This window comes from Bradyrhizobium sp. 45 (assembly GCF_023073155.1).
GTDB classification, from domain to species: domain Bacteria; phylum Pseudomonadota; class Alphaproteobacteria; order Rhizobiales; family Xanthobacteraceae; genus Bradyrhizobium; species Bradyrhizobium canariense_D.
This window is the reverse complement of sequence record NZ_JADPIX010000138.1, coordinates 102,420-115,155: the sequence shown is the minus strand read 5'-3', so window position 1 is coordinate 115,155 and position 12,736 is coordinate 102,420. Positions and strand designations below refer to the sequence as shown.

At 61.0% G+C, this 12,736-nt stretch carries 11 protein-coding genes and 1 pseudogene; 9 read left to right on the top strand and 3 right to left on the bottom strand.

Translation table 11 applies throughout. The features are described 5' to 3' along the window. Positions 1-20 precede the first annotated feature (20 nt). Together IVB42_RS32265 and IVB42_RS32260 are read right to left on the bottom strand one after the other, a co-directional pair. A pseudogene (locus tag IVB42_RS32265) lies at positions 21-694 on the bottom strand (lactate dehydrogenase); the annotation flags it as partial. Positions 695-788: 94 nt separating this feature from the next. Continuing rightward, positions 789-1,685, bottom strand: a complete 897-nt coding sequence (locus IVB42_RS32260; RefSeq protein WP_247471826.1) for a LysR substrate-binding domain-containing protein — start codon at positions 1,683-1,685, stop codon at positions 789-791. 111 nt (positions 1,686-1,796) lie between these two features. Here IVB42_RS32260 and IVB42_RS32255 point away from each other — a divergent pair, with 111 nt between their 5' ends. The 5 genes from IVB42_RS32255 to IVB42_RS32235 all read left to right on the top strand — a co-directional run bounded on the left by IVB42_RS32255 (position 1,797) and on the right by IVB42_RS32235 (position 7,535). Then, the gene (locus tag IVB42_RS32255) at positions 1,797-2,546 is read left to right on the top strand and encodes a glucose 1-dehydrogenase (RefSeq protein WP_247299936.1); all 750 of its coding nucleotides are present in this window, start codon (positions 1,797-1,799) and stop codon (positions 2,544-2,546) included. Positions 2,547-2,569: 23 nt separating this feature from the next. Beyond that, the gene (locus IVB42_RS32250) at positions 2,570-3,421 is read left to right on the top strand and encodes a transketolase (protein ID WP_247299938.1); all 852 of its coding nucleotides are present in this window, start codon (positions 2,570-2,572) and stop codon (positions 3,419-3,421) included. After that, a complete protein-coding gene (locus IVB42_RS32245) occupies positions 3,418-4,428 on the top strand; it encodes a transketolase family protein (protein ID WP_247471823.1) in 1,011 nt (336 codons plus the stop codon). Before IVB42_RS32250 ends, IVB42_RS32245 begins: the two co-directional genes overlap by 4 nt. A gap of 192 nt (positions 4,429-4,620) precedes the next feature. Then, positions 4,621-5,646, top strand: a complete 1,026-nt coding sequence (locus tag IVB42_RS32240) for a TRAP transporter substrate-binding protein (protein ID WP_247299942.1) — start codon at positions 4,621-4,623, stop codon at positions 5,644-5,646. Between the two features lie 35 nt (positions 5,647-5,681). Beyond that, entirely contained in the window at positions 5,682-7,535 is a 1,854-nt protein-coding gene (locus tag IVB42_RS32235; RefSeq protein ID WP_247369571.1) for a TRAP transporter large permease subunit, read from the top strand. A 44-nt stretch (positions 7,536-7,579) separates the two neighbouring features. Here the strand turns inward: IVB42_RS32235 and IVB42_RS32230 are convergent, their stop codons facing one another. Next, positions 7,580-8,338, bottom strand: coding sequence for an SMP-30/gluconolactonase/LRE family protein (locus IVB42_RS32230; protein ID WP_247299944.1), 759 nt, complete (start codon positions 8,336-8,338; stop codon positions 7,580-7,582). A 188-nt stretch (positions 8,339-8,526) separates the two neighbouring features. Between IVB42_RS32230 and IVB42_RS32225 the strand changes: the two genes are divergently transcribed. The 4 genes from IVB42_RS32225 (at position 8,527) to IVB42_RS32210 (ending at position 12,655) form a co-directional block, all read left to right on the top strand. Next, positions 8,527-8,940 carry a helix-turn-helix transcriptional regulator gene (locus tag IVB42_RS32225; protein WP_247471819.1) on the top strand — a complete coding sequence of 138 codons (414 nt, stop codon included), beginning with the start codon at positions 8,527-8,529 and terminating at the stop codon, positions 8,938-8,940. A gap of 348 nt (positions 8,941-9,288) precedes the next feature. Then, positions 9,289-9,804, top strand: coding sequence for a DsbA family protein (locus tag IVB42_RS32220; protein ID WP_247456387.1), 516 nt, complete (start codon positions 9,289-9,291; stop codon positions 9,802-9,804). A 748-nt stretch (positions 9,805-10,552) separates the two neighbouring features. Continuing rightward, positions 10,553-11,902, top strand: coding sequence for a pyridoxal-phosphate dependent enzyme (locus tag IVB42_RS32215; protein ID WP_247369555.1), 1,350 nt, complete (start codon positions 10,553-10,555; stop codon positions 11,900-11,902). A gap of 3 nt (positions 11,903-11,905) precedes the next feature. Continuing rightward, entirely contained in the window at positions 11,906-12,655 is a 750-nt protein-coding gene (locus IVB42_RS32210) for a VTT domain-containing protein (protein ID WP_247299952.1), read from the top strand. Positions 12,656-12,736 lie beyond the last annotated feature (81 nt).

Genomic DNA, 12,736 nt, shown 5'->3' with positions numbered 1-12,736 from the left:
AGGCAGCTAACATCCTGCCGGTAGGAGTCCGCCGTCTGCCACGAGCCGTTCGCGGGGTCGCGGAAAACGGCGCTGGCGAGTTCAGCGACGACGTCGTCGCAGTCCCGTGCAGAAGCTCGGCGATGTGGTCGATGTCGATGCAGCCGCGCTCGTTGAGGACGACCGCGAGCGCGTCTGCCGCGCTGGTGATTTCCGGGCCGCCGCCGGCGCGATCACCGATCGGCCCGGGCTTCGCGGTGTTCGTCTCGAGGTCGTAGTCCTCGATCGAGGCGACGAGCCAGCAGTCCAGGTCGTCGAGGAAGGGCTGGATGTTCGGCCGGCGGTGCGTCTCGCGCACCTCGACGATCTCTTCATCCTCCACCATGGAGACGGTGGTGAAGTTGATCGGGCCGAAGTCGCGGGCGAAGTTCGACTAGGCGATGCGCAGCCTGACCTGGGCGTTCTTCCACGGTCGGTCGAGCTCCTGCGCCTTCAACACCTCGCGCACGGAGTCGCGGACCGGGATCGGCTTCCGGATGATGCGCACATGCTTTTCCGGGATGCCCTCGGCGCTGCGGCCGTTGCGCGCTTTCACCACGACGGGCTCGCCGTCGACGACCTGCATAAATCCGTGGGCCTTGTCGAAGAAGTAGCTGCCGTCGCGCACGTGGCGATCGGCAGGCCAATCGACGTCCGATGCATCGCGGGCTTCTTCCAGGTCGGGAGCACTTCGGTACTCGTCGATCGCTATAAAACGTATAGACGTAAACAGTTCGGATCGAGTTCGGCGCCGATTCTCTGCGATCACCTTAGCTCGGTGGTACCGCGCCTTCCCCCCCGAGTTGCGCCATGAGCCAATCTGCGAAGGCTCGTACCGCCGATCTCTGTCGGCTGGCGCGCGGGTAGATCAGGCGGTGACCAACGTAGCGGATATCGTTAGCGCGTCGTGCCAACGGAGCGACCAATCGTCCGCTCGCCAGTTCGCGCTCGGCCAGGAGGGTCGATTCCAGCGCGACGCCCAATCCCTCCGCAGCCGTAGCAATCGCAAGAAAGCTCCGGTCGAATCTCATGCCGTGAAGCGCAGGGGCTTCCAAGCCATTTGCGGTGAACCATTGGTGCCACTGCACCCGCTTGACGTCGGAGCGGATGAGCGTCTGATCGAGCAGATCGGCAGCCTTTCGTATCGATTTTGCGAGCGAGGGCGAGCAGAGCGCCGTGACCGTCTCCTCCGGCAGAGGAACAATTTCGACACCTTCCGCGCGCGGCGGACCGTAGACGATGTCGATATCGAAATCATCATTGCTGAAGCGTGCGTAGTCGGTGTTTGCAGCCAGTCGAACTTCGAGCTTCGGGTAAGCGGCGAGAAACTGTGCAAGCCGTGGCGCCAGCCATTGCGCGGCAAAGCTGGGCGCGGAATGGACGCGCACCAATTGTGGCCCGCGCGCAGCGACTTCCTCGAGGCCGCGACGGAGCTGGTCGAATGCCGCTCCCGTGTGACGCATAAGGTTCTCGCCGGCCGGCGTGAGCCGCACGGATCGGGCGCTGCGCTCGAACAAAACGGTCCGAAGCGTGCCCTCCAGCTTGCGGATCGCGTGACTGACGGCACTCGGGGTCAAGTGAAGCTCATTCGCCGCATCGCGAAACGATCCAGTGCGGGCGGCCGCTTCAAAGGCGCGAATTGCCGATATGGGGATATTCGACAGCATCCCACAAGTGAACCAGATTCATCGGTCCGTGACAACTGCGCGCTTGTCCGTTCATCCTCCGCGGGTCATTCCTTGCCTTGCCAAGGAAGAATAAATTCGTGGGAGGAACTGATGCTGCTCAGCGGTAAGACGGCCATCATTTCGGGCGCAGCCTCGCCGCGCGGGATCGGGCTTGCCACCGCCCGGCGGTTCGCCGGCGAGGGCGCTCGGGTCGCCATTCTGGACATTGACGCTGGCGCTGCCGCGGATGCTGCGACGTCGCTTGGAACCTCCCACACTGGGCTAGGGTGCAACGTCGCCGACAAGTCGTCCTGCGAGCAGGCGGTCGCCCGCGTGATCGAATCTTTCGGCGGCATCGATGTTTTGATCAACAATGCGGGCATCACCCAGCCGGTGAAGTTTCTGGAAATTTCGGCGGCCGATTGGGATCGCATTCAGGACGTCAATCTCAAGGGCATCCTGTTTCTCTCTCAGGCGGTGATCCCGCATATGCGCGCACGGAAATCCGGATCGATTGCATGCATGTCGTCGGTCTCGGCCCAGCGTGGCGGTGGAATTTTTGGCGGCCCGCACTACTCGGCGGCGAAAGCCGGCGTGCTTGGCCTCGCCAAAGCGATGGCACGGGAGTTTGGCCCGGATGGCATTCGCGTGAATTGCGTCACGCCCGGCCTGATCGGCACCGACATCACGGCAGGGAAGCTGACCGATGAGATGAGAGCGAAAATCCTGGAAGGCATTCCGCTCAATCGCCTCGGCACGGCGGAAGACGTCGCCGGCATCTACACCTTCCTGGCGTCGGACCTCTCGGCCTATGTGACCGGTGCCGTGATCGACGTCAACGGCGGCATGCTCATCCACTGAGTTAGCGAGACAAGGTCAGATCGATGGAAACGCCGACCAACACGCTTGCGAACACGCCCAAGCTGGCGGACCGCGCCTACAACATTCGCCGCAATGCGCTGCGCATGGGTGAAGTCCAGGGCCAAGGCTATATCGCCCAGGCGCTGGACATCTCCGACGTTCTCGCGGTGGCCTATTTCCACGCAATGCGCTACCGGCCGGAGGATCCGTCCTGGGAAGGACGCGACCGCTTCCTTCTGTCGAACGGGCACTACGCCATCGCCCTCTACGCGGCTTTGATCGAGGCGGGGATTGTTCCCGAGGAAGAGCTCGAAACCTATGGCAGCGACGAGAGCCGCCTGCCGATGTCGGGCATGGCCTCCTACACACCCGGAATGGAAATGTCGGGCGGTTCGCTCGGGCTTGGGCTCAGCATCGCAGTCGGCATGGGCCTGGGGCTCAAGCGTAAGAAATCCGAGGCGCGGGTGTACACCTTGTTCTCTGACGGCGAGCTTGATGAAGGCTCAGTCTGGGAGGCCATCCAGTCGGCAGGCCACTACAAGCTCGACAATGTGATCGGCATCGTCGACGTCAACAATCAGCAGGCGGACGGTCCTTCCACGCAGGTCATGGCATTCGAGCCGCTGGTGGACAAGCTTCAGGCCTTTGGCTGGTTCGTGCAGCGCGTCGACGGCAACGATCTCAATGCCGTAGTTGCCGCCTTCGACGCCGCCAAGTCCCATCCTGAGCCCAAGCCACGGATGATCATCGCGGACACGCTGATGGGGAAAGGTGTTCCATTCCTGGAGCAGCGCGAGAAGAGCCATTTCATCCGCGTCGAGCAGCACGAATGGCAGCTCGCGCTCGCCGCGCTGGAAGCCGGGAGGCAGGCATGAAGACCGTCAGATCCGCACCGCAGCCGGGCAAGCCTCGCCTGACCACCTCGGCCATGATCGCATCGATCGCGACCGAGGGACAGAAGACGAAGCCGGCGCCCTTTGGACACGCGCTCGTCGAGCTCGCACGCAGCCGTCTCGATGTGGTCGGCATGACGGCCGATCTCGGCAAGTACACTGACCTGCACATCTTTGCGAAGGAATTTCCGGACCGCTATTACCAGATGGGCATGGCCGAGCAGCTTTTGTTCGGCGCCGCGTCCGGCCTCGCCGCCGAAGGCTTCATGCCGTTCGCCACCACCTACGCCGTGTTCGCATCGCGGCGGGCTTACGACTTCATACACCAGACGATCGCGGAGGAAGACCGCAACGTGAAGATCGTCTGCGCGTTGCCGGGTCTGACCTCGGGCTATGGCCCGAGCCATCAGGCCGCGGAGGATATTGCGCTGTTTCGCGCGATGCCGAACATGACGGTCATCGATCCCTGCGATGCCCATGAGATCGAGCAACTGGTGCCCGCCATCGCGGCGCATCAGGGACCGGTCTACACGCGCCTGCTGCGCGGGCAGGTGCCAGTCGTGCTTGACGAGTACGACTACAAATTCGAGCTCGGCAAGGCCAAGCTGATCCGTGGCGGGGAGGACGCCCTAGTCATCTCGTCCGGCATCATGACCATGCGTGCGCTCGAAGCCGCGCAAACTTTGAGGGGCGACAGCGTCGATATTGCGGTGCTGCATGTTCCAACCATCAAGCCGCTCGATGCCAAGACGATCTTGCGGGAAGCCGGTAAGTCGGGCCGCCTTGTCGTCGTTGCCGAGAACCACACAACAATTGGCGGTCTTGGCGAGGCGGTTGCCGGACTTCTGATGCGTTCCGGTGTCCATCCGCCTTTTCGCCAGATCGCATTGCCGGACGAATTTCTTGACGCCGGCGCACTTCCGACACTGCACGACCGCTACGGGATTTCCACCGCAGAGGTCGCGAGGCAGATCAAGCAGTGGCTTTAGAGTACCGGCGCTAAGCGCCAACTCAGCCAAACCTCAGTGAAGAGCTTCGCCCGCCGCGGGTCGCGCGGCGAGCGATGGCTCTTCCCCGAACGCCGGCGGTCGAGAGCCGGCAAGCGAAGAACCCGGAAAGCTGCACGCCGGCGCAGACTAAAGCAGTCGGCAGCAACGTCAACGCAGGATCAGGAGGAAAACATGACTGTCTCGAAGACCGGAAGCATCAGCCGCCGTTCGCTGTTGATGGCCGCCACGGCCGTTCCTCTCTGCGGGATTCTCACCCGGCCGGCGTATGCCGCAGAGTTCGTCTATAAGTTCGCGACCGGACAGGATCCGACGCATCCAGTGAATATCCGGGCGCAGGAGGCGATCGACCGTATCCGCGAAGCGACGAGCGGTCGACTGGAGATTAGGCTATTCCCGGCCAACCAGCTCGGCTCCGATACCGAGCTCTTGACCCAGGTTCGCAGCGGCGGCGTTGAGTTCTTCAACCAATCGTCCTCGATACTTGCCACCCTCGTGCCTAGCGCAGGCATCGTGAACACCGGGTTCGCATTCGCTGACTACGACAGCGTATGGAAGGCGATGGACGGCGACCTCGGCACCTACATCCGGGCGCAGATCGCCAAGACGCCGATCATGGCGGTGTCGAAGGCCTGGGACAACGGCTTTCGTCAGGTGACCTCGTCGGGCCGCGAGGTGCGGAGGCCGGATGACCTGAAGAATTTCCAGATCCGCGTTCCACCGGCGCCGCTGCTCACCTCACTCTTCAAGGCGCTCGGCGCCGGGCCGACGCCGATCAACTTCAATGAGGTTTATTCCGCGTTGCAGACCAAGGTTGTCGACGGCCAGGAGAATCCGTTGCCGATCATCGCGACCGCGCGTCTCTACGAAGTGCAGAGCACGTGCAGCCTGACCGGGCACGTCTGGGACGGCTACTGGATCCTGGGCAACAAGCGCGCCTTCGAGCGCCTACCCAAGGACGTACAGGAGATTGTGACGCGCGAGCTCGACCGCTCCGCCGTCGACCAGCGGGCGGACATCGCGAAGCTCAGCCAGTCATTGCGAACTGACCTCTCGGCGAAGGGCCTCAAGTTCATCCATGTGGATCGTGGCGCCTTCCGCCAGGCCTTGTCCAAAACCAGCTTCTACGCCGACTGGAAGGGCAAGTTTGGCGAGGAGGCGTGGTCTCAGCTCGAAAAAGCCGCGGGCCAGCTATCATGACCAGTATGAGCCATACGCCGCACGTCGATGCCGGCATGGCGGCCGGCAGATCTCAAGGGGACGCGCGCAGTTGGGTGGTGACAGCGAACAGGATACTTGGCCACGTCGTCGCAGTCCCGGCGGCACTGCTCGTCCTTGCGGAGATCGCAGTCCTGTCCTCGGGCATCGTGGGTAGATACGTGTTCCGCTCGCCGATCGTCTGGTCCGACGAGCTCGCCGGCATTCTCTTCCTCTGGCTCGCCATGCTCGGATCCGTGATCGCGTTCCAGCGCGGCGAGCATATGCGGATGACCGCCATTGTCGGCGTTCTCAGTGCGGAACTTCGCGCGTTCCTGGACGTCGTCGCAGCAGCGGCATCGCTGGCATTTCTCGTGCTCGTCGTTTGGCCGGCCTATGAGTTCGCCGCGGACGAGGCGTTCGTCACGACCCCGGCGCTCGAGATCGTCAACACCTGGCGTGCGGCGGCGCTGCCGATCGGGATCGGGCTGATGCTGATCGCAGCCGTCCTCCGGCTCATCCGCATCGCGAGCCTGCGCAGCTTGCTGGCCTCCCTGGCGATCGTCGCAGGCATCATCGGGACGTTCGTTCTGCTGGCGCCGGTCTTGAAGCCGCTTGGCAATCTGAATCTTCTGATCTTCTTCGTTTTCGTGGTCGGCGCGATGGTCTTTGCGGCGGTGCCGATCGCGTTTGCATTTGGCCTCGCCACGGTCGGCTATCTTGCCCTGACAACCGGCACGCCCGACGTCGTGATGATCGGACGAATGGACGAGGGCATGAGCCACCTGATCCTGCTTGCCGTGCCTCTCTTCGTCTTTCTTGGCCTTCTGATCGAGATGACGGGCATGGCGCGCGCCATGGTCAGCTTCCTGGCGAGCCTTCTCGGTCACGTGCGTGGCGGACTGCACTACGTGCTGGTCGGGGCGATGTATCTGGTCTCGGGCATTTCCGGCTCCAAGGCGGCTGACATGGCTGCCGTGGCTCCTGTGCTGTTTCCCGAGATGCGGCAGCGCGGGGCCAAGCCCGGCGATCTCGTTGCGCTCCTGGCCGCGACGGGCGCGCAGACCGAGACGATTCCCCCGTCACTGGTTCTGATCACGATCGGCTCGGTGACCGGTGTGTCGATCTCGGCGCTGTTCACCGGCGGGTTGCTTCCGGGCGTGGTGCTCGCGCTCATGCTCGCGGCCGTGGTGTGGTGGCGATACCGCCGCGAGGACCTGTCCCACGTCAAACGCGCGACGGGGCGAGAGATCGGCCGCGCCTTTGTGATTGCGATTCCGGCCATAGCACTGCCATTCGTGATCCGGACCGCCGTCGTTGAAGGCGTTGCGACGGCAACGGAGGTCTCGACCATCGGCATCCTGTACTCCGCCTGTGCGGGTCTCTTCATCTATCGGCAATTCGACTGGCGCCGTATCTATCCGATGCTGGTCGAAACGGCTTCGCTGTCGGGGGCGATCCTGCTCATCATCGGCGCGGCGACGGGCATGGCTTGGGCGCTGACCCAGTCGGGATTCTCAGCCTCGTTGGCAAAGTTCATGACCGGCCTTCCCGGCGGCGTCCCTGTCTTCCTAGCGGTGACGATCGCGACCTTCGTGATCCTCGGCAGCGTGCTGGAGGGGATCCCGGCCATCGTATTGTTCGGCCCGCTCCTGTTCCCCATCGCGCGGCACGTGGGGGTGCACGACGTCCACTACGCGATGGTGGTCGTTCTCGCGATGGGCATCGGCCTATTCGCGCCACCGTTCGGCGTCGGCTACTACGCGGCTTGCGCCATCAGCCGCATCAACCCGGACGAGGGCATGAAGCCGATCGTGGGCTACATGATCGCGCTCTTGATCGGCACCCTGATCGTTGCAGCCGTGCCCTGGCTATCGATCGGCTTCCTTTGAGCGTCGGCGGAACGCCTCGCGGGACAAAACCGTGAGGCGCCTCGTCAGGCGAATTTCGGCAGATACAGCGGCAGCCCTTCGCAGGGCATATCGATCTCCTCGACCTGGCCCTTGCCGACTTCAGTGACACGCAGCTTCTTGCCCTCGAGTGTAAAGGCACAATTCGTCGGCTGCGGCCCATCCAGGATCAGCCGGTCGACGACTTCGCCCCGTCGGTCCAGCACCGTGACGTTCTTCTGGTTGTAGACCGTGCAATAGAGGCGGCCATTCGTCCCGAAGGCCATACCGTCCGGCCCTTTGAAGTCAGGATTGGAATCAGGCTGCAGGACGTTGCCGAAGACCGCACGTTTCGGCGAGGCTTCGCCGAGCACGTCGTATCGGTAGATCTCGCCGGTGAAGGACGCGTTGGCATAGAGCTGATTGTCGGGACCGAAGGCAATGCCGTTGGTGAACCGGATCTTGCGATCGAGCACGCGCAGGACTTTCATCGCCGCTGGATCGATCTCATACACACGGCCGTCCCAATCAAGATTCATATAGTCGTCGACGAAGGCTTGCCCGTTGATGAAATCCTCAGCAGCCATGCCGGAGTCGGTCATGTAGAGCAGTCCATTCGGACCGAAGCAGAGATCGTTCGGGAACAGAAAGCGGTCGGCACCTTCGCCCTGCATGCGCCGGATCTCGTTTCCGCTTTCGTCGATGCAAATCAGCGCCCGAAGACCGGCTTCTGCGATCCAGATCCGGTCGTGACAGTTTTTTCCACGTGTAGTCTGTCGGGCACCTTGTTGCCCAGAGGGAACCATATATCAGTCCGTCACTATTGAAATGGCGCGCTATAACGGACTAAGACGAGGTGTGCTCATGACGAGCGCGCGAGGCCTACCGCTCCGCGCTGGACCTCTTCGTTCATTGACAAAGCACATTCAGTCGCCACGATGCTTGGGGAGACAAAAAATCGTGGAAATCTGGTCTGCCAGTCCGGTGATGAAGAATGATGAGCAAGAAGACAATTCGGACGACCAAATTCGAAGCGAGTGTTTCAGAGCAGCTGCCGGCGGGACGGATCGGCGCTCGTTTGCGTGCCTGGCGCCGCAACAAGAACATGACACTCGACGAGCTGGCTCTCGCGACGGGACTGAACAAAAGCTTCCTGTCCCGGATCGAGAAAGACGCCAAGGCACCGTCGATCGCAACCGTGATGAAGCTCTCTCGTGCTTTGGACATTCCCGTGGCGCTGCTATTTGGTGAACAGGTCGCGGACTCGGACATCCATCTGGTTCGTACAGCGAACCGGCAGCCGGAGGAGGATCCGGTCCATGGATACTCTTTTTGTATCCCTATCGCCAGCGGGGCCGGGCCGACGGGCGGAAGCTTTCTTAATGACGCCGCCGGCCCACTTCAGTGAGGCAACCTACGCAGAACATTCCGGCGAGGAGTCGCTCTACGTCATTACGGGCCGCGTCGAAGTGAAGTTCGCGGACCGCAGTGTCGTCATGGGCCCCGGAGATTTCCTGCAGTTTCCGGGGCACCTCGTTCACCACGTGCGGCGGGTTGGCGCCCGCGCAACCGTCCTTATCGTCATTAGCCGAGACTGATCCACGCCCACCACCTTCCGAAGGCCTGATGCTATGCTTGATCAAGATGCGCCATTCATCGACTACTATGTCTGGCTGATGTCGGACTGGGCCTATTTAGGGCAGGTCAGATTGTCACAGATAACCGCGCGTCACGGAGTTCGTGTCACTATATCCCAATGCGCATGCAGGATGTCTATGCAGCAAGCGGCGGGATCGTTCTTGAAAAGCGTTCATGGCAGCGACGCGACTATCGCATCGAGGAGCTTAAGCGTTGGAGCGAGCGGCTCGGGATGATCGTCAACATCGAGCCTTCCTATTTTCCTGTCGACGTGGATCTTGCGTCCTGCATGGTAATTGCGGCGCAAAACCAAGGCTTGAATGTCGACACTCTCGCGAACGCAATGATGCGCGCGATTTGGGTCGAGGACGAGAACCTCGCCGACCGCGACACGCTGCTGAGAACTGCGGATCGCGCCGGTTATGACGGTTTGACGCTGTTGGAGGGGGCGGCAGGTGCTGCCCGCCTGGAATACGTATCCAATACCTCTCGCGCATTGGAAGCTGGTGTCTTTGGATCGCCGTTCTATGTCTTCAAAGGCGAACGGTTCTGGGGGCAGGATCGGCTGGATATGCTTGAAGAGCGACTGATCCGCACAAAAGGCGCTCCGCTGGGGCGCAGGCCGCAAGCCTGATTCATTTCGAGTGTCTGAGCCGATCCGACGTCGACGCGGTCACCGTGTCGGCTTCAGCGGACTGTCGGCCCAACTGCGGGCAGGCGGCTCGGCAGCGGGTCGTCTTCCAAACAGTACAAGCGTAGCACAACCGCCCCTCGTTGGAGTCGTCGGCACGCTGGCATTGGCTTGCCGCAGGCCGGACACGCATTCCGGATCGGAAAAGCGCTTGGGTCTGGTGTTTCTCACCGCGACTATGAGTCAGCCACTCTCGTTCGCAATTGTTCGGGCGCGGTGCTGGCCAAGGCGCCAGCTGATCGTGCCGTGCTTCGGCGCCTACACCAACGACGTGCGGAGATTGCGCAACAGCCGAGTGGCGCCAACGCCGGATACAATAGGGGCGCAGACGGGAAGTGCGCGCGCACTAGCAAAAAGGCCCCTTCTGATCCACTTTCCGGCCGACCCGGAGTATATCTCTTGATGCGGTCCGATGGGCGAAGCCCTTGCGCCAAAACAACAATACGGCGGGGCTAATCGCCGTACTGCCAAGCTGGTTTGAGCTAGATTTGATACTGAGCACGCCTTCAACGCGTCTGCGTTAAGCAAACCTTTCATATTTCGCCCGTGAGCGCGCATGCGGATTGGAATAGGGTTAAAAAAGCGTTAACCTGAAGCTACACCGAGTAGCATCCAGGCAATGAACCTCTCTCGCCGGAACTTCATGCAAGCGGCCCTCCTAGGCGGTGCCGCGCTGAGCGGAGGTGCCGCGTTGAGCGCGGTCGCCACCCATCAACGTCGCCCCCTCCCGTTGTCGCCGCTCCCGCACGCCGCTGATCTTGCCGGCTTGGCTCCCTCGTCCGCAGCGTTGAAATCGCAATCCTTGGCACTCGGTAGATTCTTTCCGTCCCTGCTGGATCCCGATGCCGCAGGCGGTCCTTTCATCGGCAACACGCTCTCCGGCGATAAGTCATTTGCCGATTACGTTCGCCAGGGCGAACCCGGTAACTCGGTTTTCCTGAGGCAGGCTGACGGCCGCGCCACCATTCCATGGACCCCCATTTTCTTGAGGGGAAACAACCAGCTATTGCAGTTGCCGTCATCTGTGACGCGACAAATAGACTGCTCTGATCTTTTGGTGATGAATGAGAGCAGTGCGCGTTATCCCGTCTTTGGCAACAAGGCGCGGAAGTACGAATTCCTGCTCCCGAATCTGAAGTGGTCCGGCTCCAAGCGTTTAGGGACCGTTGGCGCGGTCTCTAGCAATCATGCTCTGCAGTTTGCCCTAGCCAATCGTGTGGCCGATTTGACCGGTGACGGACAGCCGCTGAATTGTGCCCTGGACTTGGTGCTTTTCGAGGTGCCGGGAGCTACCACGGACATGGCGCGGCTGGGTATTTTGCGAGGCCTGGTTGAACACGTTGCCATAGCCAAGAACAACATTGAATTGGTGGGCCAAGCTTCCCAGGAATATGCGAGAAATTGGCTACATTCGGATACGGATTCGCTCGTTCCCCCAGGCGGCTCGAACGACCTGAGTGTGTTGGGGCATATGAATGCGATTGCCGAGTTGGCGCAGTTCCTTAGCGCCGCTCAGGCGTGGAGCGCACCGCCCGACGTGATTTTTGTCGCCATGGGCAGCGGCTCGACGGTCTTGGGCCTTCTCCTGGGCGTCCATTTGATGGGATGGAAGACCAAGGTCGTGGGAGTGGCCGATCAGGACAAATCATATCTGACGCGATGGCTTGTCAACCGGCAACCCTCCTTGCCATTTGTGGAGGGGAATGTTGCCAAACTCGCTCGCAGCACGGTCCAGTGGCTGCAGCAAATCCGCTTTCCAGGCATCTCCCCTGATGTGCTTCGCGTGATGCAAGACGAGATATTCGTGCCGGATTCCACCAGCTGGCAGCCCGGCTACGGCTTGGTCGAAGCCGCCGACGTTGCGTGGGCGAACGAGTTGGAGGAAGCCGGACTCATCCTTGATCCAGTCTTCACTTTGAAAGCATGGCGCTCGTTGCTCACCATGTCTAAAGCGGGGGCGCTCAAGAACAAGAAGGTTCTTTTCTGGAATACTTACAACAGCTTTGATTACATGCCGCCTCTTCTATCCAGCTTGGGATAGCCGATGCGTGGTTACCAGCCATTGATCGTCTATATAGCAGTCGTCATGTTTCTGACGCTGGCATATCTTGCATCACCTATTTCGAGAGAGGCCTTTTGGCAGGTGTTTCCGGGGCTTGAAACAATGGCCCAAGCGCATCCACTCGGCACCGCTGTGGCGTTTCTGGTCACATCCACTGTCCTTGCATTTCTGTCCTTTCCCTCCATGCCAATGATTTGCCTGGCCGCCGGTTTTTACATGGACGGGTTGGAGGGAGGCGCCACCGTGCTGCTCGGCAGTGCCTTTGGCGGTTTGAGCGCGTTTCTCTTCTATCGAAAGCACATTCAACGTCGCAGCGCTTCATTATGTCAGCAATCGGCTGTGAGACTCTGGTTGACCTTGCTCGGACTACGCCTCTCGCCGCTGGTGCCCGCACCACTGGTGAATTTCATTGCCGCGATGCTTGACGTCACCCCTCTTCAGTACCTGACGACCAGCATGTTGGGCGGCGCGCCGCTGGTCCTGTTCTATGCGCAAATAGGGCAGCAAGGGCATCACTTACTGTCCGGCGAAACGCCCCATTGGCAGCAGTTTTCCGGATACTTGACCATATTATGCTTAAGCACGCTGTTGAGCGCGATGGGTCCGTGGCGGTCGGTGCTGAACGACCTCAAGAAACTGAAAGGCACGCCCGGATCGAACAATCTTCCGTTGCACTCAGCACCTGGCCTGCAATCAATCCTTTACCGACAAACTGGTTTTTCCGAAAACTGAAATCTACTTTGTTGTATTTCGCCATCCTTTCTTAAACTCACAGCTATAGATTGCAGGCGCTTCTACTGGCACAAAGGTAAA